Origin of the sequence: Sphingobacterium sp. MYb382, from assembly GCF_037572665.1 — a bacterium.
Lineage (GTDB): Bacteria > Bacteroidota > Bacteroidia > Sphingobacteriales > Sphingobacteriaceae > Sphingobacterium.
In genome coordinates, this window is record NZ_JBBGZT010000010.1 from 135,246 (window position 1) to 160,571 (window position 25,326).

15 protein-coding genes are annotated in these 25,326 nt (G+C 40.4%); 14 read left to right on the forward strand and 1 reads right to left on the reverse strand.

Going from position 1 to position 25,326, the window contains the following annotated elements:
• Positions 1 to 7 precede the first annotated feature (7 nt).
• The 9 genes from WH223_RS04100 (at position 8) to WH223_RS04140 (ending at position 17,023) form a co-directional block, all read left to right on the forward strand.
• Positions 8 to 616: an RNA polymerase sigma factor gene (locus WH223_RS04100; protein WP_340046260.1), complete on the forward strand. Its 609-nt coding sequence runs from the start codon at positions 8 to 10 to the stop codon at positions 614 to 616.
• Between the two features lie 86 nt (positions 617 to 702).
• Complete coding sequence (locus WH223_RS04105; protein ID WP_340046261.1) at positions 703 to 1,971, forward strand: FecR family protein; 1,269 nt, start codon at positions 703 to 705, stop codon at positions 1,969 to 1,971.
• Positions 1,972 to 2,068: 97 nt separating this feature from the next.
• Positions 2,069 to 5,698: a SusC/RagA family TonB-linked outer membrane protein gene (locus WH223_RS04110; protein ID WP_340046262.1), complete on the forward strand. Its 3,630-nt coding sequence runs from the start codon at positions 2,069 to 2,071 to the stop codon at positions 5,696 to 5,698.
• 22 nt (positions 5,699 to 5,720) lie between these two features.
• Positions 5,721 to 7,163: a RagB/SusD family nutrient uptake outer membrane protein gene (locus WH223_RS04115; protein WP_340046263.1), complete on the forward strand. Its 1,443-nt coding sequence runs from the start codon at positions 5,721 to 5,723 to the stop codon at positions 7,161 to 7,163.
• 25 nt (positions 7,164 to 7,188) lie between these two features.
• Positions 7,189 to 8,124, forward strand: a complete 936-nt coding sequence (locus WH223_RS04120; RefSeq protein WP_340046264.1) for a hypothetical protein — start codon at positions 7,189 to 7,191, stop codon at positions 8,122 to 8,124.
• A gap of 62 nt (positions 8,125 to 8,186) precedes the next feature.
• The gene (locus WH223_RS04125; RefSeq protein WP_340046265.1) at positions 8,187 to 9,113 is read left to right on the forward strand and encodes an ABC transporter ATP-binding protein; all 927 of its coding nucleotides are present in this window, start codon (positions 8,187 to 8,189) and stop codon (positions 9,111 to 9,113) included.
• Between the two features lie 21 nt (positions 9,114 to 9,134).
• Entirely contained in the window at positions 9,135 to 11,462 is a 2,328-nt protein-coding gene (locus WH223_RS04130; protein ID WP_340046266.1) for a Gldg family protein, read from the forward strand.
• Between the two features lie 18 nt (positions 11,463 to 11,480).
• Positions 11,481 to 14,162, forward strand: a complete 2,682-nt coding sequence (locus WH223_RS04135) for a MutS-related protein (RefSeq protein ID WP_340046267.1) — start codon at positions 11,481 to 11,483, stop codon at positions 14,160 to 14,162.
• Positions 14,163 to 14,182: 20 nt separating this feature from the next.
• A complete protein-coding gene (locus tag WH223_RS04140) occupies positions 14,183 to 17,023 on the forward strand; it encodes a M16 family metallopeptidase (protein WP_340046268.1) in 2,841 nt (946 codons plus the stop codon).
• Positions 17,024 to 17,188: 165 nt separating this feature from the next.
• On the opposite strand, the gene WH223_RS04145 is transcribed toward WH223_RS04140, so the two are convergent.
• On the reverse strand, positions 17,189 to 18,727 hold the full coding sequence (locus WH223_RS04145; RefSeq protein ID WP_340046269.1) for a 3'-5' exonuclease: 1,539 nt from the start codon (positions 18,725 to 18,727) through the stop codon (positions 17,189 to 17,191).
• A gap of 153 nt (positions 18,728 to 18,880) precedes the next feature.
• On the opposite strand from WH223_RS04145, the gene WH223_RS04150 reads away from it, so the two are divergent.
• The 5 genes from WH223_RS04150 to WH223_RS04170 all read left to right on the forward strand — a co-directional run bounded on the left by WH223_RS04150 (position 18,881) and on the right by WH223_RS04170 (position 25,297).
• Positions 18,881 to 21,502, forward strand: a complete 2,622-nt coding sequence (locus WH223_RS04150; protein ID WP_340046270.1) for a DUF3857 domain-containing protein — start codon at positions 18,881 to 18,883, stop codon at positions 21,500 to 21,502.
• Positions 21,503 to 21,794: 292 nt separating this feature from the next.
• Complete coding sequence (locus tag WH223_RS04155; protein WP_340046271.1) at positions 21,795 to 22,832, forward strand: MBL fold metallo-hydrolase; 1,038 nt, start codon at positions 21,795 to 21,797, stop codon at positions 22,830 to 22,832.
• Positions 22,814 to 23,620, forward strand: coding sequence for a helix-turn-helix domain-containing protein (locus WH223_RS04160; RefSeq protein WP_340046272.1), 807 nt, complete (start codon positions 22,814 to 22,816; stop codon positions 23,618 to 23,620). The genes WH223_RS04155 and WH223_RS04160 overlap by 19 nt, the downstream gene beginning before the upstream one ends.
• Positions 23,621 to 23,634: 14 nt before the next feature.
• Positions 23,635 to 24,462, forward strand: a complete 828-nt coding sequence (locus tag WH223_RS04165) for an SDR family oxidoreductase (RefSeq protein ID WP_340046273.1) — start codon at positions 23,635 to 23,637, stop codon at positions 24,460 to 24,462.
• A 7-nt stretch (positions 24,463 to 24,469) separates the two neighbouring features.
• Entirely contained in the window at positions 24,470 to 25,297 is an 828-nt protein-coding gene (locus WH223_RS04170) for an SDR family oxidoreductase (protein WP_340046274.1), read from the forward strand.
• The last annotated feature ends 29 nt before the right edge of the window (positions 25,298 to 25,326 follow it).

Below are 25,326 nucleotides of genomic sequence, written 5' to 3' on the forward strand. Positions count from 1 at the left end.
TTTATACATGAATAGCCAGCCCTTGTATGATGATAAAAGGTTACTGCAGCAACTGCAGGCTGGGGAGACTATGGCTTTAGAGGTCGTGATAAACAAATACCAACGGGAGGTCTGTTATTTTGCTACTAACTTATTGAAAGATGAAGATGTGGCGGAAGAAATTGTTGATGATGGTTTCCTAAAAATATGGAATGGTCGTCAAGAGTTTGCTTCCTTGAAAGATTTACGATCGTATTTGTATGTGGTGATTCGGAATGCCTGTTTAGACTATCTTAAGTCGCCACGAAATCGTCGATTAGATACGATAGAAGAGAAGGCCAATTTAGTGCCTAGTGAAGAAAATATTGAAGCACAGCTGATTTATTCGGAATTGTTGAGTGCGGTGTATGAGGAAGTGTGTAAGCTGCCGTTTAAACAGCGTGAAGTTTTTCTATTAAGCTTTTTTGAAGGCTTATCAACCCAAGAGATAGCCCTTAAGTTGGGTATTAGTACCAATGCCGTTTTTATTAATAAGCATGAGGCTACCAAAGCCATTCGACTTATTTTTAAAGAGAAAAATCCTTTCCTATATCTACTGTTTGTGTATCATTTTTCACAGACATCTATCTTTTCTTAATTTTTTTAATTTTTTACCAAAGATTTAGGTTCTGTTTCTCGTCTTCTATATATGGAGCCGAGGTAGGGCCCCTATGAAGCAATTTTATGCATAGAAATAGACCACAAATTATCGACTTGTTGCAGCGCTATCTTCGTGAGGAACTTACGGAGGAACAGCTTTTTATGCTGCAAGAATGGGCTGACCTTCATCCAGACAATCAAAAGGTATTGGATAAGGTTGCTGACCATGATTTGTTTTTCGAAGACTTACGACAATTCCAAGCGACTCGTGTTGATACGAAAAGAACATTACAACATGTGCTGGAAAAACAAAATATCGATCTTGAGAATAAGGAGTTGGTAGGAAATAAAGAACCTCTGGTTTCTATGCAATCAAAACGTAACTGGTGGGGGCTATGGCCTTATGCTGCGGCTTCTATCTTGCTTTTGTTTGGTTTCTTCCAGCAGTTAAACCCACAGTATGGCGATACGCTATGGCGGGGCATTCAGCAAGCATTTGTTGCACCTATACCTCAGGGGCTTGAAAAACAAGGCGTAACGCTAACGTTATCCGATGGAAATAGTATACAGCTGGATGATGCACGACACGCGATCCAGATGATCGATAATCATATTTATTATGAGGATGGAGAGTCTATTCTTCAAGGAAATAAGTTTCAAGAGGTAACTATTAATGTGCCTCGCGGGGAGCAGTTTCAAGTTTCCTTATCGGATGGGAGTACGGTAATGCTGAATGCGGAATCCTCGTTGCGCTATCCGGTTGTATTTCCAGAAGGAGACCGTAAGGTTGCTTTGACTGGAGAAGCTTACTTTACTATAGCCAAAAAAATAGACCCTCAGGATGAAAAGTCTTTAGTTCCATTTACCGTAGACTTCGAGCATTATAACGTTCAGGTGCATGGTACGCAGTTTAATATTCGCAGCTATGGCGATGAATCGATGAGTAAGGTGTCGCTCGTTACAGGTAAAGTATCTGTACACGGTGACGGTGAGCGCTTAAATAAAGGTGTTTTCTTAAAGCCAGGCTTGCAGGCTAGTTTACAGGGAAACCAAGCTAAAGTTAGACCCGTTAATCTAGATCAAGAAATAGCGTGGAAGAATGGTCTTTTTACGTTTGATAACAAGCCCTTTCAAGATGTAATGGGTGAGTTGGCACGCTGGTATGATATCGATGTCGAATATCAAGGTGCCGTACCCAATGTGTCTTTCTTTGGGCGTGTACATCGTAAAGAGCCTTTATTGTCTACGCTGAACTTATTGAAAAGTGCTGATATCACCTATAGACTGTTGACCTACGAAGGAAAGCAGAAAAAGAAATTAGTCATTATTAACAAAAGAAAGGAGGCACTATAAGGAAGGTATAACCCATTACTCTAAAAACTAAACCTTTGATTTTTTTGTCGGCTATCTCCGGATAGACGTCATCATTAACCTAACCTAACCATACTTAATGAAACAAAAAACTCTTGTCCTTACAAAAGGGCGACTTGCTGCCTTACTTTGTGTTTGCTCGTTAACCATCGGCAACACCGTATCAGCACAAAATATAACACTTAAAAAAAGAAAAATAACCTTGAGCAATGTGTTCGATATTGTATACGAACAAACAGGCTATGGGGTGTCTGGCGCTAGTGCACTTCTCAAAGAGATGGAGCCTATTGATGTCGATGTAAAAGAAATGGCCTTGGCTACATTTATGAACCATATCATGCGTGATAAAGGTTTAGTAGCCAAAATTGAAGGCAAAAGTATTTTCTTATATCGCACAGCAATCGTAGAGAGCGCCCCTGCTGAAAAAGCGGCACAGCAAGAACGTATAACCATTTCAGGAACTATCGTGGATAGCTTGGGAAGACCTATTCCGACAGCAACAATTAGTATTGTTGGTGAAGAAAATCTAGGCGTAAGTACTAATGATGCCGGTTTTTTCCTATTCAGTAATGTATCAAGAGATGCGGTCCTTAATGTGTCTTCTATCGGATTTAATCCGGTTCGTTTTAATGTAAACTACCAAGAAAAAGATAAAAAAAGCCTTCCTCGAAACGTTTATCCTAACGTGCTCGGTGAATATGCGATGCGCTTCAACGTGGTGCTGTCGCCAGCTAAGAACGAAATTGATCAAGTTGTCGTAACCGGCTATATGGATATCGATAAAAGTAGATTCACAGGTTCTTCTTTCACCATTAAAGCGGAAGATATTAAGATAGCCGGCGAAACGAGTATTGATATGATGCTACAAGGTGTTGTTCCCGGCATGTTGGTAACGATGCAATCCGGACAGGTAGGGTCCACCCCTAAAATTCGCGTGCGTGGTACCTCAACTTTGTTGGGCAATCAAGAGCCTTTATGGGTCGTTGATGGTATTGTACAACGTGACCCTTTGCCGATGCAAAGTTCAAACGGTAACCTTGATGGCGATATGACTAACATGCGTATGTTAGCTTCTAATGCTATATCCTGGTTGAATCCATCAGATATTGAAACAATCACCGTGCTTAAGGATGCTTCAGCGACAGCCATCTATGGTTCGCAAGCTGCCAATGGTGTGATCGTTATCAAGACTAAAAAAGCAAAACCCGGTACAGTGTCAGTTTCTTATGGAACGGATCTTTCTTTGGGAAGAAGACCGCGCTATTCGGACTACAACTTCATGAACTCGCAAGAGTTAATGCAATTCTCACAAGAGCTTTATGAAAATAGAGACAGCTATACACAAGCTATTCTACCTTTTGGATATGGTGGTTTAGTACAGCGTTTACAGGCTAAAGAGATTGACTATGACACGTATGTTCGTGAATTTAGAAAATTAGAAAATCAAAATACAGATTGGTTCGATTTACTTTTTACATCGCCAATTTCTCAAAATCATAATGTTAATATTAGCGGAGGCACGGAGCGTATCGTCAATCGTACGGGCTTTGGTTTCCAAAAGCAAATCGGTGAAGCTAAGGGTAATAATTTGATGAGTTTCACGGGAAGCTCTAATACAACGGTTCGTTTTGGAGACAATTTATCTGTCAATTTATTACTCAATGGAGGAATGCGTCAGACAGATGGTTTTGCTTTTGGCGTAAACCCTTTTGATTATGCTGCTAAGACATCGCGTACACTACCCATGTATAACGATAATGGAACGTTGTTTTTTCATGAGAAAATAGGTCCTGGCAGTACAGCTATTCCAGGGAAAAACAGTTACCTATACAACATCCAGAATGAGTTAGATAATACGGGAAATGTTGGTACGACACGTAATTTATCGACAAGTGCTGACATTCGCTATAAGGTACATCCTGATTTTGAATATCAAGGATTGTTCTCTTTTAATGTGAGTCATTCGGATTCTAAGATGTATGCTACGGAGTTAAGTAATTACATCACGCAGATTCGTGGTTATGAATTTGGATCTGTAACCTCCAACTCGCCAGAAGAAAGGTCAACACGTTTACCTTTCGGTGGACTCGTCGTAATGGACAATGCGGTAAATACTGGCTATACTTTCCGAAATAATATTGTTTACAATAAAGTGTTTGAGCAGAAGCATCATGTAACTGTTCAATTAGGTATTGAAGCACGTTCCGGTATTTTGAAAGGTAATATTGATACCCGTTATGGATACCTACACTACCGAGGAGAGAAATATGCAGCGATACCGCAAAATCCCGTTTTGATTTCTAATACTGGGGCGGAAAATTTGCATGAAGCAATGCGTGCAAACTCTCGTATTACCAATCGTAAAAGCAACTATTTAAGTGAATATTTCTCAGGAGTATATGGCTATGATAATCGCTATGTGGTCAATGTCAGTGGAAGGCTCGATGCATCTAACCGTTTTGGACAAGATCAAAACAAACGCTTTGCGCCAACTTGGTCGGTAGGTGGTAAGTGGTTGGTGGGCAACGAGAAGTTCTTCAAATCGCAAACGTGGATGGGTTCTTTAGATATTTATGGCTCTTATGGATTCCAAGGAAATGCGGTAGAGGCTGTTTCTCCTTATTTAATCGCACGTGATGGTGGTTTGAATACCTATTTCCAGCAGTATACACTGAATATTCAGTCTTTGCCGTATCCGAATTTGGGATGGGAAAAGACAAAATCTTGGAATTTAGGAGTCGATATATCTTTCCTTAATGGTCGATTAAACGCAACGGCGAATATGTTTAGAAAGAATGGAAATATTCTTTCTTCAAGAGAAGTGCCGATTGAAAATGGTATGGCTTCGGCTATTGTTTTAGGTTCGCGTGTTGAAAATAAAGGATACGACCTAATTGTTAACATAGTACCTGTACGTACAAAAGATTTTACGTGGCAGTTCTCGGTTAACACAGGTTTGACGCGTAATAAATTATTTAATAATGATCGTGTTAATACACGTGCTGATTATTTAAATGGTACTGCTATCGAAACTGGTGAGGCATACTCTACCTTTTATTCCTACGCGTATAATGGTTTAAAGCATGAAAACGGGATGCCTTCGTTTAAGTATATGGATGTTCAGAAATCAAATAATGATTTAGATTATTTGGTAAATTCCGGAAAAATAGAGCCTGATTTCTCTGGAGGTTTATCTACGAGTTTACGATACAAGAATATTTCTTTCCGTGCGCAGTTTGCGATGGCCTTTGGCAATCAAAAACGTTTACCACGCATTTATAATAATTCGGGGGCGCCAACTCCAGAGCAAAACGTTTCTCGACTGCTTATTGATCGTTGGAAAAAACCAGGTGATGAAGCATACACCAATATACCTTCTGTTCCTCCAGGAAGTCCTTCTAAAGCAGATGTTTTATTGCCTACTGTAACAGGTGGACTTTCCTCGACTGTAAGCGCTTACGAGATGTATGCGTATTCAGACTATCGCGTGGCAGATGCAGATTTTATTCGTTGTCGTACGATTGGTTTTACCTATGACTTGTCTGCTGATGCGTTAAAGAAATTACGTATTAAAAGATTAAGTATCTCAGGATCACTCACTAATCCATTCTTAATAACCTTTGACAAAACTTGGGATGGCTATGATCCTGAAACAGGAGGATGGCCAGCACGCCGTACAGGATCATTGGGATTAAATCTATCCTTTTAAGTAACCAACTAAAGCTATAAAAATGAAAACAACAACGATAAAAAACGTCTTTGGCTTATGGTTATCCGCAGGCCTTCTACTTTCCATGAACTCCTGTAGTGATTTTCTTAAAGAAGAGTCGCAAGATGAAGTTATTCCGCGTACAGTTGTCGATTATAAAGAATTACTAATGGGCTCTGGTTATCAAGGAAAAGAAGAACCTAGCACTTTTGTTTATTTTTTGGATGATGACGTTGAGTTTAACTTGTTAGATGAGAATGTTGTCGGTTCTAACGATGCTAGACGCGATCGCCTTCAGTTTACGTGGCAACCTTCGTTTGTAAATTATGATGGTAATGGGTTAGAAATTGCGAGTTCGCCGGGATCTACTCCGTATGCTCGCTACTATGCGTGGATAATGGGCTGTAATGCCGTTTTGGATAATATTAATGCCGCAATTGGTACTGAGCCAGAACGCAATCGGGTGAAAGCTGAAGCTTTGGCCGTACGTGCTATCTACTACTTCCAATTAGCAAATTTATATGGCGAACCCTATACGGCCAATCCTGAATCACTAAGTATTCCATTGAAGTTACATTCAGGTATTGAGGAAACATATAGCAAAAGGGCTACGGTGAAAGAAGTATATACACAGGTGGTAGGTGACTTGGAAGAAGCGCTCCGCTTGATGGAGCCTTTACAAATCATTCGTGGTGATTTCCATATTAATCAACGTGCTATTCATACTTTTTTATCGCGTGTTTATCTACACATGAATAATTGGGAGCAAACGATAAAGCATGCAGATGCGGTATTTGAGAGCGGTGGTCGTGTAGCGATGTTACTTCCTTTTGTTGGAGCGGCTACAGGAGGCTCTAACACGTATTTAAACTATGATAATCCGGAGGTCGAATGGGTTTTTGGTGGCTATACACAACCTAGTCAGTCGACCTACATGCCTTCGTTGGATGTTGTTTCAAGTTTCGAAACCGCCGATGTAAGGTTATCCTACCTAGGGAAAGCAAGCCCAGCAACACATTATTATTTAGTAAGTAAGTTGGTTTCTGGAACGCAGTTAACACAGGTGATTCGTTCTTCAGAAGCGTTATTGAATCGTGCCGAGGCGTATGCTGAGTTAAAGAATACCGCTGCGGCTACTGCCGATTTAAACTTATTAAGAAGTAATCGCATTACGAACTATGCAAATCAGAATTTCACAAGCGCTGAGGATGCTTTGGAAGCTATTCGTACAGAACGTCGTAAGGAGTTTTGTTATGAAGGATTTCGTTGGTTTGACCTACGTCGCTACGGTCGTCCTGCTATTGAACATCGTTATCAGGAGGAAGTCGGTGGACCTATATTAACGTTTACATTAACGAAAAATGACCCGATGTACACCTTACCTTTTCCAAGTTCTTTGTTTACGAATAACCCTGGATTTGTTCAAAACCCATCTGCTTTAATGGGCGAACGTGTTGGCAAATAAATTAGCAAATTAATCGACCTAAACCATGAAAAAGAATATTTACATACTATTGGCTTTTTGTGCCTTCACATTGGGAGGCTGTGCCGATAAAGATAAACTTGGAGAACCTATCGCGATAAATGACGAATACCAACTACCGCAGTTAGGTGCTTCAAAAGCAGATAACGACCGTATACTAGCGTTAAAAGGTACCTATGGTTCTTATTTCTTATACAATGTAACCCAAAAGGATTTTGAATGGACACAATCTTCAGGTACAGGATCGAGCTCTTCTATTGACTCTATCGTTCTGGGAAAACCAGAACATGTCGGATTGATGTTGGATTTTATCAATGATATCTGGTTGAAATATTATCCAGAATCCTTTAAAAAGAAAGGAGGTTTACTTTATCGTGTGATTATGGCAGACCGTATTCAACGTAGAAGACCAGGAACGGGCTTTCCCCCAGGGCAAGAGTATCTATTCTCTAATCTAAAGATTAATGGAAAGGGTATTACCATTGCTGGGATGAATGCCAATCTAGCTACCATGAGTAAAGCTGATAAGATTGTACGTAGAAATGATTTGCAAGTGGCTTTGTTGCAATATTACATCGCTAATAAGCTGTTGGATATTCCAAATGCCTTTTATAATGTAAGCGATTATGTTACCGTTCCTGCGACGCCCGTTAATGTAGTTAATTCAGATAACCAAAAAGCTTATCGTGCGCGTGGATTCTTACCAAGTAGTTATACCGCTGTAGGTAATCCTGGAGAATGGTATTATGGTACTTACGCATGGACGACGGCCAAGAGCAATGACTTGAGTTCTTATCTCTTAAACTTAACCCAACGTACGGATGCAGAGATGGCACCTTATCTGAAATATCCGCTGATTAAGCAGAAGTTCGATATTCTAATTAACCACTTTAAAACGAAGTACAATTTCGACGTTCGCGCAATGGCGAACGATCGCTACTAGAAAAAAGGGGAGTAGCGTGCTCCCCTTGAACCTAAACCTTTAAAATTCATTTTATAAATATTATGCAAAATACGCTTGTAAAAGTTGAGAATCTCTCGCATAAGTATGCGAGTCAATGGGCTGTGAAAGATGTCAGTTTCGAGATTGACTCCAAGGGCGTTGTCGGCTTGTTGGGGTCCAATGGTGCAGGTAAGTCTACAACGATGAATATCATCTGTGGCGTACTAAAACAATCCAAAGGAGAGGTGTTTATCGATGGCATCAGCATGAAGCAAGATCCCGTAAATGCGAAGAAGCAAATCGGATTTATGCCACAGAAGCTGCCTTTGCACCTTGATTTTACGGTGCAGGAATATCTTACCTATTGTGCCGAGTTGAAGATGGACGATAAGCATGCGGTAAAAAAAGCAGTAGCCGACGCAGCGGAGCGTTGTGGTGTAGCTCACTTCAGCAATAGACTCTTAAGAAACCTTTCTGGAGGCTATCAGCAGCGTGTAGGAATTGCACAAGCGATTGTGCACAGTCCGAAGTTCGTGGTGCTTGATGAGCCAACAAACGGTTTGGATCCAAACCAGATTTTAGAAGTGCGCCACTTAATACGCGAGATAGCAACAGAGAGATCGGTTTTATTATCCACGCACATCCTTTCTGAAGTACAAGCAACGTGTCAAGAAATCAAAATGATCGATGAAGGACAGTTGGTGTTTTCTGGAACCTTAGAGATGTTCGACAACTATATAGAACCAAATTCATTGGTCATAACACTTGATAACCCACCAACAGAAGACATACTTCTTAAAGTCGAGGGCATCAATGATCTAGAGGCTTTAAGTCCGACACGCTTTCGTCTGCGTTATGACGGTGAAAAACATACCGTTCAGCGCTTAGCAGAACAATGTGTAGGATTGGGTTGGGGATTGATGGGGCTGAATATTGAGAAAAGCTCTATGGATGATGTGTTTGCTAGACTCTCTAAAAAGAAATCATAATATATACTAGTTTAAAAATAAATGAGAAAGATTTTAAAAATTGCTAAAGCGGAGCTTTTTACGCTATTCTACTCGCCTATAGCTTGGTTTATCTTGATTATATTTAGTTTCCAGACAGGCTTAGTCTTTATGGAGCTTATGCAAGGAATGTTGAAAATGCAATTGACGGGTATGCCGCAAATAGCGTTGTCAGCAAATATTTTCGGTGGCCAGTTTGGTCTACTGATAAAAGTACAAGAATATCTACACCTTTATTTGCCCTTATTGACGATGGGCTTAATGAGTCGAGAATATAGTAGTGGATCCATAAAGCTACTTTTCTCTTCACCCGTAAATCCACGACAAATTATCTTTGGTAAATTCCTAGCCATGATAAGTTATGGTTTCCTGTTAACCTTAATTCTACTGGCTTACGTTACTATCGGCTATTTCACGGTTGAGAACTTCGATTTAACACCTGTCCTTATTGGGGTATTGGGGATTTATTTGTTAATCTGTGCCTACTCGGCAATAGGTTTGTTTATGTCTAGTTTGACTTCTTATCAAGTGGTTGCTGCCTTAGGAACATTAGTTGTTCTTTCCGCTTTAGCCTACATGAATAAGGTATGGCAAGATATCGAGTTTGTTCGTGAAATTACCTACTGGCTGTCCCTTTCTGGAAGAAGCTTAGAGTTTGCTAAAGGATTAATATGCACCGAAGATGTACTTTACTTCATCATCGTAACAGGTATGTTTTTGGCCTTCAGTATTCTTAAAGTTCGTTCCTTCCAAACGTTTGAAACGAAAGGTGCCATGTGGGGTAAATATGCGCTGGTAGCTTTGGTTGTTATGACCTTGGGGTACATCACATCGAGACCGAAAATCATGGCTTACTATGATGGTACACGTTTTAAATACAATACATTGACACCGAATAGTCAAGACGTCGTAGCAAAACTAGATGGAGGCCTGACGATTACAACCTATGTAAACTTGTTGGATAGAGAGTATGTACATGGTATTCCGACTAATGTGAAGGAAGATATGGAGCGTCTACGTCAGTATGTACGCTTCAAGCCAGAGACGAAAATGAAATACGTTTATTATTACGACAAGCCAAGTAACAACCCTTGGGTGGATAATAAATTTAAAGGATTGTCGCTCGAAGATCAAGCTAAAGGAGTTGCTGAATTGCGCGATTTAGACTTTAAATTGTTTATGCCTCCGGCGGAATTGAAAAAAACAATTGACCTAACGGATGAAGGAAATACGTTCGTTCGTGTGGTACAACGTGATAATGGGCAGAAAGCATTCTTACGTATCTATGAAGATTTCCAAAAATTCCCTTCCGAAGGAGAGATTACAGCTGCTTTAAAACGTATGGTTACTAAGTTGCCACGCATAGGCTTCTTAACAGGCCATGGCGAGCCTAGTTTAACGGGCGATCGTATTCGCGACTATTCGAAATTCAGCTCTGCAAAGACTTTCCGTTACGCATTGACAAACCAAGGATGTGACGTTGAGAATCTAGATCTAACGGGAAGCAAAGCTATTCCTGAAGGTGTAGACATCATCGTGGTGTCTGATTTGCAAAAGCCACTAACGCCAGAGGAGAAACAAAAGCTTGACCAGTACATCGCTAATGGTGGTAATATGTTTATTGCCTTCAAGCCGAACTCGCAGATTATGTACGATTTCATTGCTGACTTCGGAATTGGTGTATTGCCAGGCCGTTTGGTACAACCGAAGCAAGATGTGTTAGCTAATGTGGTGTTGTCAAGACCTACAGCAGAAGCTGCTGCGCAGAATGAGTACTTCGCAACAGTATTAAACAATCGTGCTTTTATAGGGATGGAGAATGCAGCTTCTTTAATTAAAAAAGAAGATAAAGGATTTAAGGTTGTTCCAATTTTACGTACAGACTCCGTAAAACTATACGCAAGTAAGGATACCGCGCAAACTTGGAATGAAGTAGAGACTATTGACTTTGTAAACGATAGCGTTTCCTGCGACCCAGCTAAAGGAGAGAAAGTAGATTGGCATACGACAGCTATGGGATTGACCCGTCAAGTAAAAGGTAAAGAACAACGTATCTATATCCTTTCCGATGCTACAACGTTGAGCAATGGTGGATTGATGCCACAAACTCGTCGTTGGCCAACCTCTAACTTTAATATCGTTCCGGCTATGTTTAACTGGTTATCAGATGGAAAAGTTCCTGTCGATGTAAGCCGCCCAATGCCGGATGACAACATCTTGGAAGCTACCAAAGAAGGATTGAAAATATTGAAAATGATACTTACCGTAGCTATTCCTGTAATTTTATTATTAGCTGCTACCATCATTTTGATTAGACGTAAGCGTAGATAGATTTAGAAAAAAGAAGCGATGAGATTCTTCACCGATAAGCAGACATTAAGTGACTTAGGCTTTTCCTCCACAGGAGGAAAGCCTTCCTTAAAACAATTCTTCACACGAACGAAAACGCGTGGAGGAACCGATTTTCTAGATGAAATCATGGATAACCCCATGTCGGACGCCACGGCCATAGCCGAGCGTATAGCGATTGTTCGGTATTTCTTAACAAACCAGATCGCCTTTCCTTTCGAAGGAATGATGCTCGATGCCGCTTCTTCCTACCTCGATAATGCCGACGAAAGAACACGTTTGAGTGGACAGAAGGCCAGCCATGATTCGGCGTTAAACAAGGTTTTAGGCGTAGATACGCAAACGAAATTGGTGATGGAAGGCGCTAAGGCTGTCTTAGATACATTTGCCACGATGCGCGCATTCTTAGCTAAGATGAATCAGCAGGATACCTATTTCACCAAGATAATGGGGGATATGGACATCTTGTTTGAGGAGTTGGATGGTTTGAGACTTCCAGAGCTGAAGCAGAAAGTAACATTCGACGAATTGAGTGCTTATGATGCTTTGTACCGGTTTAAGAAAAGAGCACAGGTTCTCAAAGTGTTCGGGCATATTTATCAGCTAGATGCTTGGGTATCGGTTGCAACGGTAGCGCGTGAAAAAGGATTTGCACTGCCTACGGTAATTGATAGAGATACATTAACAAATAAAGATGCTGTTTACCTAGCGATAGACGGGCTTTATCATCCGCAGGTACCCAATGCGAAAGCCAACTCGTTGACGATGGATGGTAACGACAATTTGGTATTCCTTACGGGTGCAAACATGGCAGGGAAATCCACGTTTATGAAATCCGTTGGAATAGGGGTTTATCTTGCACATATTGGTTTTCCAGTGCCAGCAAAGTCGTTGATATTTGCTGTTTTTGATGGATTGATTAGTAGTATAAACCTATCCGATAATTTGGATATGGGCTATAGCCACTTCCTAGCGGAAGTAAAGCGCATTAGGAAAGTGGCACAAATGGTGGCTCAGGGACAACGCATTTTTGTGTTGTTTGATGAGTTGTTCCGAGGCACCAATGTTAAAGATGCTTACGAGGGAACGGTAGAGCTTAGTAAAGCTTTTGCCGCTCGTAAGTCTAGTGCTTTTGTGATTTCGACACATATTATTGAAGCGGCCGACGACCTTAAGGCAGCGACTTCAGGTATTCAGTACTTATACCTACCCACCGTCATGGAGGGTAGTAAACCGGTGTATACCTACAAGCTACAAGAAGGAGTGACGGCCGATCGCCACGGGATGTTGATTATCAATAACGAAGGAATCTTAGAAATGTTGGACGGTGCGCAAACGAATACGCCTGCCCAACAAGAAGCTGCTTTTCTGACGGATGCACAAACGCAAAAGGACCTTAACTTATTGGGCCGATTTGATCCACATTCTATCTTCTCTTTATTTAATCGTACGCGAACAAAAGGTGGAGAAATATTATTGGAAAAATGGTTTCATGAACCCTTTGTTAATCCGGAGAAGATTAACAATCGTTCCCATCTATTCAAGTATTTTGCTCGTCATGGTTTGGTTTTGGAACTTGATGAAGCCGATTTTTCGTTGTTTGAACGCTATATAGCGAGTCGCAAAGCGACAAGCAAGATCGCTGTTGCACTAGGTGTTCTTTCACATAAAGTAGCCCAGCAGATTGTTAAAGACGAGAAATATGAAGAAACTATAGTCGGAATATTAGCCAGCCTTCGGGTATTGAAAGTCTTAAAAAGTTACTTTGAAAAACCTGAGCTCCACGTGGAAGCTGGTGCTTTTGGCGAACGGTTGAACTGGGCTAACGATTTGTTAAATCTTATCCATAAGCAGGGCTTATTAGCTACGCTTCGTCAAGATGACTTTACCTGGAAGGATACCGTAAATTGTGATTACAACCTGAGTCAATATGCTGATAAAATTCTTGAGTTAGTCGACTTAATTTATGAAATAGATGTATATCAAAGTGTAGCGTCTATTGCTAATGAAAGAGGATTTTGCTACGCCGAGGCGTTAAGCCAATCGGCCGCGGTTTTAGCGATTGAAGAAGGAAGGCATCCTAAATTGGAAAAAGGAGTCGGCAATAGCATCCACATGAAGCAAGGAAACAATCTAATTTTCTTGACAGGAGCAAACATGGCCGGTAAATCTACCTTTATGAAGACGGCGAGTATAAATCTGTACTTGGCACATATGGGATTTCCCGTAGCGGCACGATCAATGCACTTTTCCGTGAGGCAAGGGATTTTCACATCCATTAATGTGAATGACAACTTGCAGCAAGGTTTTAGTCATTACTATGCCGAGGTGATGCGTGTCAAAACCATAGCAGAGCAGGTAAGCCAAGGGAAGCATCTTTTTGTTCTTTTTGATGAGCTTTTCAAGGGTACAAATGTAAAAGATGCCTTTGATGCTACTTTAGCAGTAACAAAGAGCTTCGTAACTTTTAAGAACACCTTTTTTATTATTTCCACACATATCGTTGAAGTGGGAGAGGAAATCGCCAAAGAAAATAATACGGTTTCCTTCCGATATATGCCAACCGTGATGGTTGATCAAGTACCCACGTATACCTATCAGGCATTGGAAGGAATCAGTGCAGATAAACACGGTATGATCATTATCCGTAATGAGGGGATCCTAGATTTATTGAATAACTAAAAATATATAGCTATATAAAAATGAACTTATACTGGAGAGAAGTAAAAGTATTTGGTACGGCTGCTATGCTGTTTATCAGCATGGCAACTTATGCCCAAAAGGATGTTAATACAAAATCCTATGTTAAACAAGGGTCAAGCCTACAAATTCCTTTGGATCCAAAGGTAAAAACAGGCGTATTGCCCAATGGTTTCCGGTATTTTATATTGAAAAATGTAGAACCTAAAGACCGTATGGTTATGTATCTAGCGAATAAAGTTGGATCTATCTTAGAAAATGATAAGCAATTGGGGCTTGCGCACTTTTTAGAACATATGAACTTTAATGGGACGACTCATTTTCCAAAAAATGAATTGGTCGATTACTTACAACGTTCAGGTATACGCTTTGGCGCAGATTTGAATGCTTATACGGGCTTTGATGAGACCGTTTATCAGTTGCCACTGCCAAGCAACAATCCTGAATTATTGAAGCAAGGTCTCGTTATTATGCGCGACTGGGCACACGGTGCCTTACTCGAAGAGGATGAAATTGATCAAGAAAGAGGGGTTATCTTAGAGGAAAAAAGACAGCGTGGAGGTCTTTCTGCACGTATGTTGGAGAAAAGCTTCCCTATGCTGACCAATAAGTCACGCTACGCCTATAGAATGCCAATCGGAACAGAAGAAGTTTTGAAAAGTTTCGACTACAAGGAGATACGTGATTTTTATAACGATTGGTATAGACCCGACTTGCAGGCCTTGATTGTTGTTGGTGATATTGATGAAGCGGCTATCGAGAAAGAGGTTATTCGTTTATTCTCAGATTTAGAAAATCCTAAGAATGCTCCAGCACGTAAATATTATAATGTAGCGCTGACAGGTAAAAATCAGTTTTTACAATTTACCGATGAGGAGATTCCATCATTGAGCCTTCAAATAAGTTATAAAGTACCTGCATTTGCCGTTACGAAAGACGCTGATTTTAAGGTCGCTTTGGAGCGAGGTCTTTTTACATCTTTGCTAAATACGCGCTTAGGCGAGTTGACACGTAAAGCAACCACACCTTTCCTTTCTGCAGGATTTGGAACGAGTGAATTACTTGGGGGCCTAGAAACGCACTCCATTAGTATATCTCCAAAACCAGGCTTATTGAAGGAGAGTATCTTTGCCGTGTATGAGACTTTTGAGCAGGTACGTCAGTATGGATTTACAGAAGCTGAATTGCAGCGTGCTAAAACCAGCTACTTGACATCCCTAGAAAATAGCAAGAAGGAACAAGATAAAAAACGTTCGGACGCCTACATGTCCGAAATATTAGCCTACTTTCTAAAGGATAAACCAGCGCCGTCTTTCGACTATATTCTTCCAATCATGACGGAAAATATCAAATCTGTTCAGTTGAAAGATATAGCAAAGCATGCGCATTTGTATACGGATGGTAAAAATAGAGATATGGTACTCATCGCTCCGAAAAATCAAGAAGGTGATTTGCCATCAGAAAAACAACTGTTACAATGGATCAACACAGCCGCAAAAGTAAAAGCTACCCCTTATCAGGAAGAAGTTGTCGCTGATGCACTTGTCGTAAACCTTGCAGCGCCAGCAACGGTTGTCGAGCGTAAAGAAAATGATGCGGTAGGCTCCAAAACGATTGTCTTGAGTAATGGTGTAAAGGTAATTATGAAGCCAACGGATTTTCAGAATGATGAGATACAAATCACATCTTTCAGTCCTGGTGGATTCTCATTATACCCGTTGAAAGACTATCAGTCTGCGGTAAACGCAATTTCTATTGTGAGTTCTAGCGGTTTAGGCCCCTTCAACTCCTTGCAGCTTTCACGTTATTTGAATGGTAAAAGTCTATCGGTAGCACCTTACATCAGTGAGATTGGTGAAGGTATTAAAGCGGCTACCATAAAGAAAGATCTGAAGACAACGTTCGAGTTGATTCAAGCTTACTTCACACAAACTCGTTTAGACCGCGACTTAAATGAGTCAAATATCGAAAAGTCTAAATTGGCTTTAGAAAATAGACTCAATAATGTCTCTACATTCTTTACCGATTCGGTAAGTAAAGTGTTGTATAATAATGATCCACGGAAAACGGGAGCTACTGTAGCAAAGATTAATGAGATCAACCTAGACCGTGCTTGGGAAATATACAAAGATCGTTTTGCGGATGCATCTGATTTCACTTTCGTAATTGTCGGGAATTTCGATTTTGAAGAGATGGAAACCTATGCGAAGCAATATTTAGGAACATTACCAAGCTTAGGACGTAAAGAACAGTTTGTTGATAATGGTACCTATCCACCGGCAAAAGGCTTTTCAATGGATATCCATAAAGGCCATGAAGAGAAGTCTACGGTCGTTATGGCTTACCTAGGAGACTATGATTTTAATGACCGTGACAATATGTTGATGGATGCATTAGGAAGCTGCATAACGGTGAAATTAACACAACGTCTACGTGAAAAAGAATCCGGCGTGTATAGCGTTAGCGCATCCCCATCGGTCGTTAAACATCCGCGTCAGCGCTATGGTCTAAACATTTCTTTTACGACAGACCCTAACTTAGTGAAAAAGCTGAGTGCTGCGGTATTAGAAGAACTTGATAAAATCAAAACAGAAGGGCCTGAGCAAGCAGATATCGATAAGTTTATCGCCGAAAAGCTGTTGAGTAACTCGCAAGTGTTGCGTCAAAATGGATTCTGGTTATCTTACTTATTAGGTAGTGAAATTGATCAGAAAGATCCAGCACGCGTATTTACGGCTGATGATCGGGTGAAAAGCATTACCAAAGTAGAAATTCAAGCGTTAGCGAAGAAATACTTAACGAGAGAAAGCTTGTTTGAATTTGTGCTATATCCAGAGTTGTAATAGCCGTAAACTTTAAAAATTAACAGTAAGATAAGGTAGTAAACCTGCCTTATCTTATTAACTAACCTTTAACCTATTCGCAGCATATATTTCTTGCGTAAAATCAATGAAGTATATCCTTGATTCTGACAATAACGGTTAGAATCAAGGCTGCGAATTATCAGCCTATCCTTTGGCGGTATTCACTGCGCCAGTCTTGAGTTTGTAAATATGCTTGGATTCAAAGCGTACATTCGGAAATAAAGACTCAGGGACATAGACACGATTTCTACTACGTGTGACAGCGACATAAAGCAAGTTAATCTCTTCGTTGAGTTTTAAACGCATGTTATGGTCCATCACGGACGATTCTACCAGCTTTTTAATCTTTTCTTCACTCATAAAATCATTAACTAGCTGCACCGTATCATACTCCATACCTTTGCAGCGGTGCACCGTGGAAAAGATAATATCTGCACGCTCTTTATTGTCATCTTTGATATGCTTTTCTTTAAGCATATTTAATAAAGAAGGAATCTTTTCGCCATATTCTTCCACAATATCCAACATCATACGCAACTGTCTATCGCCTGTTTGGTCGATATAATCACGTAGCTCGTTAGCATTACGCATGCCCAGTAGCAGTTTGTCGCGAACTAAATGCTTGCGTCCAAAGAAAAGATGCATCACATCGTAAAGCGAAGCGCCTTCATCGGCATAGGTATATGTATTTATATTGCCTTCAAAGTAGATATGCTTTATACTCTTCCGTTGGCTGATATAAGAAATGGCCTTTAGCAATAAGCCAATATTCGTACGCGCAATAATGGCTTTCGTTTTAATGGAAGTACTCGTTCCTTTTCCTTTTATAGGCAAAGGGTCGAACGGCTTGATATGACGCTTGAATTTTAAAATATGCATCGCCAATTCGGCTATATCTTGGTTGAAGCGAAAGCTTGTCGATAAGTTCGTCGCATCGAAGCGTGTATTTTCAAGTGAATTGACGGCATAACGCCAACTGTAAATCTGCTGATGCGTATCGCCCACAATAACCTTAATTGCCTTTTGCTTCAAAAATACATCCAGCATGGCCGCCGAGGCATCTTGACCCTCATCGAAAAGAAGGTAATCATAAGGGAGATTCGGGCTCAGCAGCTGAAATTTCTTGAGGTAGAAATCATGAATAATGGGAATCAATCCTTTGTCCATTTTCGCTAAAAATAGACGTGTTTGCTGTACGATGAAGTCATAATGATGCTCCACAAATTGACGTGCTTCTGGATCAATAATCGTGTTGCAGTAGTCCAGATCTTGAACACGCTTCTTATCGCTATTGCAGAAAAAACTAAGTAATTTGTTTACGTGATTGGCTACGACAAAGGCTTGATGACCTTGCCCAATAGCGCCAAGGCCTAGAAGCTCTACAATTTCAGCAGTGCTGTAAGCTTGTGCTTTAACGACATAATTATGCTGGAAGACTACATGTTTATAGGCCAATGCATGAGCCGTTTCTACCGTGACATGATCAAGACCCATCTCAGCAAATTTCTTGATAGCTTCTATTTTTACGGATTTATTGAACGCTAAGTAAAGAATTCGGCTGTTTTTAGGGCGATTGCTTGCATACGCTATGAGTGTACTTGTTTTACCAGCTCCCGCTACAGCATTAATTTTAATATGTGTATTCGAATGTATAATGTGTAGCTGCTCGCGTGTTAATTTCATCAAATCCCCCTTTGCGCCGAAATTATAGATTTAAATCGGGGATTTCAAATGCACTGGCTCTTTAAATTTTTGCTTATTATCATTCTGTGAAGTACTGTAAAAAATAAATAATATTAGCTAACTTCAACAACGAATAAAACCAGATTAACTTTTATGAGATTTTTCCGATTTATAGGCCTTTTGGTCTGTATGTTTTTCGCTGTATTTGCAACAAAAGCACAGGTTAAGCATAATTTAACGCATGCTCCTGTTCCTTCATGGGCGCGTAATAGTACCGTTGGACCAAAGGAGGTCGATCAACTTGATGTTAGCGAAGGCTACTATTATGAAAAAAGCGAATATCAAGTCAACCTACAACAACAAACGAAGTTTTATAGAAATGTCAAAGTTTTATTTGACTCCAATGGAGCCGAAAATGCGGGACAGATAAATATCAATTATGACCCCAAATATCAGCAACTTATCTTGCATGAAGTCAAGGTTTTGCGTGGCGGACAGGCCATTGATAAACTAGACCTCAATAAATTTGAAGTTGTAGCTACCGAGACCGATTTATCGCGCTTTATATACAACGGTAGTTATTCCGCTTATTTCATTTTGGATGATCTACGCAAGGATGATAAAATCTTAATTTCCTATAGCTTGAAAGGCTTCAATCCTGTTTTTGAGCAGAAGTTTTTTGATCGCTTTTATCTCCAGAGTTATGAGCCTAGTGGCTTGTCTTACGTGAATTATATTGTTCCTACAGGGCGAAAGTTGCAGTTTAAAATGCATAATGGCGCTCCTGAACCAAAGATTGAAAAGACAAGTGAAGGACAGTCGTACTCTTGGGAAGTTGCTGGGTTGCCTGCTGTTCCTTACGTTAGTTATGCGCCATATTGGTATACAACGTTGCAGTGGGGCGAATGTACGGAGTATAACTCCTGGGCCGAAATCGGGCAGTGGGCAGCGCGTATCAATCCCATTGGGACACTCACAGCAGGTACTGAATTGGCAAATTTAGTTGATGATTTTTGGACCGATGTTAAAGGAGATAAGTATAATTTTTTAAAGAAAGTAACCGACTTTGTCCAAAATGATATCCGCTATATGGGCGTCGAGATGGGCGAATATTCGCACCGCGCTAATACCCCCGAGAAGGTTTTTACGCAACGCTATGGTGACTGTAAAGATAAATCGGTGCTGTTGGCCACCATGCTAAAACGTAAAGGTATAGACTGTTCGTTGGTCTTAGCCAACAGCTACAATTATCACGGCTTGGATAAGCGATTGCCGTCACCTTATCTGTTTAATCATATGACGGTTCAGGTGACGATAAATGGAAGAAGTCAGTTTATCGATCCGACAATTACCGATCAAGCAGGATCCATACAAAAGCGCTATTACCCCGATTATGGCTCTTTGTTGGTGATTAATAAACCAGAAAAGTTAGTGCCTTCTCCCGAACAGAAACAGGGGAGCATAAACATTGTAGAAACTTATCTGCTGAATGATAAAGGAGGAGCTATTCTACAAGTACGAACCGAGTATAAAGATGCAGAGGCCGAAAGTATACGTAGCTACTTTAAAAGTAATGCACGCAATCAAATTCAGAAGAGCTACCTCGAATATTATCAGCGTGTAGCCTCAACATTGAAGTTGAAAACACCCTTGGAATTTGTGGACGATAAAATCATGAATTTGGTTGTTGTTAATGAAGAGTATCAGATCGAGAAGGTAGGGGACGAAGAGAAAGGACAGGATAAACGTATATTAGGTCTTTTTGCAAACCATATTAAAGATAAAATAACGGAAATATCATCTTTAGAAGGTGAGGCACCCATTGCCATAAGCTACCCTTTGTCTCTCAAATATAAAATACGAGTGGTTAACCATGGCGGTTTAACCTATGAGCCGTTTGAAGTTGATCCCGAAAAATTTGGCCGATCGAGTTATTATTTTGGAAAAAAGATTAGTGCTACAGGTGATGTGTTAACAATAGATTATGAGTTGAATTACTACAAACCTTTTATTGATGGCAACGAAAAAGAACTATACTTCAACGATTTTAAAGATCTCAATACGCTGCTTTATAATGGCTATTACCTCCAAGATGATGGAACTTTAATGGTTGACACCAAAGGTGGTGGTACTGATATCTATTTTCCATTGCTTTTCGCTATTGTTGCAGGGATCACCCTATTTATTATCCTTCGTTACAATAAAACGAAGCCCAGTAATTTGGTTCGGTTAAGTAAAAACCCTAAATATGGTCAGATTGATGGATGGCTTGTTGTTGTGGGGCTTTTCATGCTGTTTAGCATTATACGCATAGGTTATGATGTCATCGATACCTATTTGATTGCCGATGCAAATATATGGTCGGCACATCTATACATCGAATCAATATCGGAATTTGAGTACAAAATGCTTTTGATTGTGGAGCTCATTATTAATACGGTTTGTTTAGTACTTATGATTTACTGTGCTTATTTGTTCTTTAAGAAAAGAGATCTCTTTGCGCAGACTTTCCTGTTTACAGCGGCTTTACTATTTGTAGGTACAGTCTTGATTACGGCGATGCTACTAATTTATAAATTCAATCAATTTTCAGACGTTTCTGTTTCGGAAAATATAAGAGGCTTATTCCCTCTTTTGATTTGGGGAACCTATGTTTACAACTCCGAAAAAGTGAAAGGTACCTTTGTTCAACCGTATGAACAAGAAATAGAGGTTGATGAAGAAATAACATACAAGCCTTTGCTAAGCCAGCAAGAAGAGGCGAAAGAGGAATAGCATGTGTGAATAAATATTCATTTTTAAAAGGAGAAGCCAAATAAAAAGGCTTCTCCTTTTTATTTTGTGTACCTTCTTTGGCCTGTATATACACAAAATAACGCTTTCCTTACATGAGCTTTTTAGGAAACCTAATTTGAGCTTTTCAAGAAAGCCTATGTCGTAATTTGGCTTTATCTTTGTATTAGAAATTGAAATGATGACAACTGTTAAAAAACCGCAAAGACGGTGGCGAATACTCAAATGGGTTGTACTGTCCATCGTAATGCTTTTAGGAATAACAACGCTATATATGATGACTCCCGTATTTGGTAAAAGACCTTCAGGCGCACGCTTAGAGCGCATAAAAAAATCACCTAACTATCGTGATGGTAAATTTCGCAATCTACATGATACGCCACAGCTTACCCAGGGTTTAGGAACAGCATTGTATGATTATGCATTCAAGAAATCGAAAGATGGAGAACCAAAAGAAGATTTACCCTCCTTGTTTGTCGATTGGGAGAAAATAGACAGCACTAAACCGACATTGGTTTGGTTGGGGCATTCTTCTTATTTAATTTTTATCGATGGGAAGAAAATTCTCGTAGACCCTGTGTTAAGCCAGAGTGCATCACCTATTCCCGGAGGGGGAAAACCCTTCAAAGGGACGACGGTGACTAGTGCCGAAGCGCTTCCAGCGGTAGATTATTTGATCATCACCCATGATCATTACGATCATATGGATTATGAAACGCTCAAGAAAATTAAAGATAAAGTCGGACATGTAATAACCGGACTTGGCGTAGGGGAGCATCTTGAATTTTGGGGATACAAACCGGAACAAATAACAGAAACAGACTGGTGGGATGAGACTGATTTAGGCAATGGTTTTAAGCTAACTACAGCACCTGCACGTCACTTCTCTGGTCGTAATATCTGGGCTGCCAATACCCTATGGACTTCCTATGTGTTGCAGACGCCCACCAAGAAGATATATATCGGCGGCGATAGTGGTTATGACGATCACTTCGTGGAAATCGGTAATAAGTTTGGTCCCTTTGACCTCGCTATTTTAGAAAATGGTCAGTACGATAAAAGTTGGGGATTCATCCATATGCAGCCCGAGCAGGTGTTGCAGGCGGCTCAAGATTTGAAAGCTAAAGTTTTGTTACCTGTGCACTCTGCGAAGTTTTCTTTGGCGAACCACTCATGGCATGAACCTTTAGACCGTATTGCGGAACTGAGCGAGAAGCAGCAGTTCCCCATAATAACACCTATGATTGGAGAGGTTGTTGATTTGGATCATACGCCAAGAGAAAAACGCTATTGGTGGAAAAACGCAAAGTAATGGTAAAAGAAGGTAATTTACACGGCATTCAGTTAAGCTGCTATACGAAGAGCAATAAGTCGGGCGAGCAGTTTATAAAAGATCATGGCATCGCCTATATTATTTCGGGCGAGCTAGAGGCTTATGATGGTCAGGAAACCCATATATACCGTTCGGGAGAGGTCGTTTTGTTTCGTAAAAACACCTTGATTCGTTTCGTGAAATATCCGGAAAAGGATGGTGAGTTTCAAGCTATCTCTGTCAATCTAGAGGAATCCTTCTTGCAGGATTTTGCTAGTCACTATGGCATTCATGCGCAGCATCCTCCTAAAGGTAGCTTGTTTAAGATGGATCGTGACCCATTAATCACGCATTACTTTACCGGACTGTTGGCATGGTTTGGTCAGCAGGTAAGCCCCGAATTGATGGATATCAAGAAAAGTGAAATCATACATTTACTATTGCGTCATGATGAGCAATTGAAGGATATTATGTTTCATTTTGCGATACCCGGAAAAATCAATTTAGAAGCTTTTATGAATAAGCATTTCCGTTTCAATACGCCTTTAACACAATTGGCCTTTTTAACGGGAAGAAGTTTAGCGTCTTTCAAACGCGATTTTGAGAAAATATTTAGTACATCACCTAGCCGTTGGCTGCAGCAAAAAAGGTTAGAGGAAGCTTACTATCTATTAAACACGAAAAATTGGAAACCCAAAGATGTGTATTTGGAAGTCGGTTTTGAAACCTTATCCCATTTTTCTTATGCATTTAAAAACAAGTTCGGTGTAAACCCATCGAACGTCTAAAGAGAAAATTACAAATGAAAAAGACTGTATTAATTACAGGTTCATCCACTGGAATTGGAAGAGCCGCGGCGGAGCTATTTTCAAAAAATGGCTGGAATGTAGTAGCTACAATGCGTAATCCTGAAGCTGAAGAAATATTGCAAACGCTTGAAAATGTGTTGGTAACACGATTAGATTTAGAAGATGTACAATCCATCGCTGATAGTTTGCATGCTGCTGTTGAACGTTTTGGCAAGGTAGACCTTTTGGTTAACAATGCAGCGTTTGGTCAGTATGGTATTTTTGAAGCTCTAAAGCCTGAGCAGATAGAAAAACAATTCGCCGTAAATGTGTTCGGTACCATGAATGTAATACGTGCCGTGTTACCTCATTTTAGAGCCGAAAAGCAAGGTGCTATTATCAACGTAAGTTCTGCGGGTGGACGTATTGGTATTCCGTTAATCTCTATGTATGTATCTTCAAAGTTCGCTCTTGAAGGATTTACAGAAGCCCTTTCTTATGAGTTGGCATCACAAAATATTAGTATTAAGCTGGTAGAGCCAGGTGGCGTAGCAACACCATTTCATGAGACATCAGCGCAAGTTTTTGCGGCCGACCCGAACTTAACAGCATACGATGATTTTGTTGCGCAAGCAACGGCACAGCTTGGTGCGATGAGTACAGACTTGAGTACCGCAGAAGCGGTGGCTGACACCATTTATGAAGCTGCAACAGACGGTTCTGACCAATTGCGTTATGCCGTAGGAGCCGACGCTAAAGGATGGATTAAAAACCGTACATCGATGGATGACCTGCAGTTTGCACGTCACATGCGCGAATACTTCAACCTTAATACTAAATAATTAGCTCATGAAAAAAACACTTTTTATAACGGGTGCTTCTTCCGGAATCGGACAAGCAACGGCATTATATTTCGCAAATAATGGTTGGAATGTTGTAGCAACCATGCGTAACCCTGAACGTCAGAATGTGCTTAAGGATGCTGATAATATATTGGTTGTAAAGGTCGACGTAGAGCAACCCGATACTTTTGAACCGGCTATCCAAGCAGGTATTGCTAAATTTGGTAAAATCGATGCCCTATTGAACAATGCTGGATATGGTCAACATGGTCTCTTCGAGGCAACCAGCGCAGCACAGATTAAACGTCAATTTTCGGTTAACCTTTTCGGGACGATGGAAATTACACGTGCACTATTACCTTATTTTCGTAAACAAGGAAGTGGAACAATCGTCAATATCACCTCAGGTGTGGGCCGCGTGACTGTCCCTTTGGTATCCATTTATGCAGCATCAAAGTTTGCCTTGGAGGGCTTTAGTGAGTCGCTATCTTTTGAATTGGTTTCTCAGAATATTCGAGTAAAGATTATTGAACCTGGAAATATCAGCACTAATTTCGAGCAAACAACGAAGTCTAACTTTGCAATAGATGCTGCGTTGACCGATTACAGTGATTATTTGACAGAAATGGATGCCATCTTCAAAGCGATTTATAGTGGTGGATCCGCTTCCGCGAATGATGTAGCTGCTGAAATTTTCAAAGCAACGAATGATGAGAGTCAAACCTTGCGTTATGTAATTGGTGAGGACTTGCAACCGTTGATTGATATCCGTAATGGTGGAACAGATGAAGCCTACATGAATGTGCTACGCGATACATTTGTACCTCAGAAATAAACAATAACAACGAACAAAAGTAAAGGCTG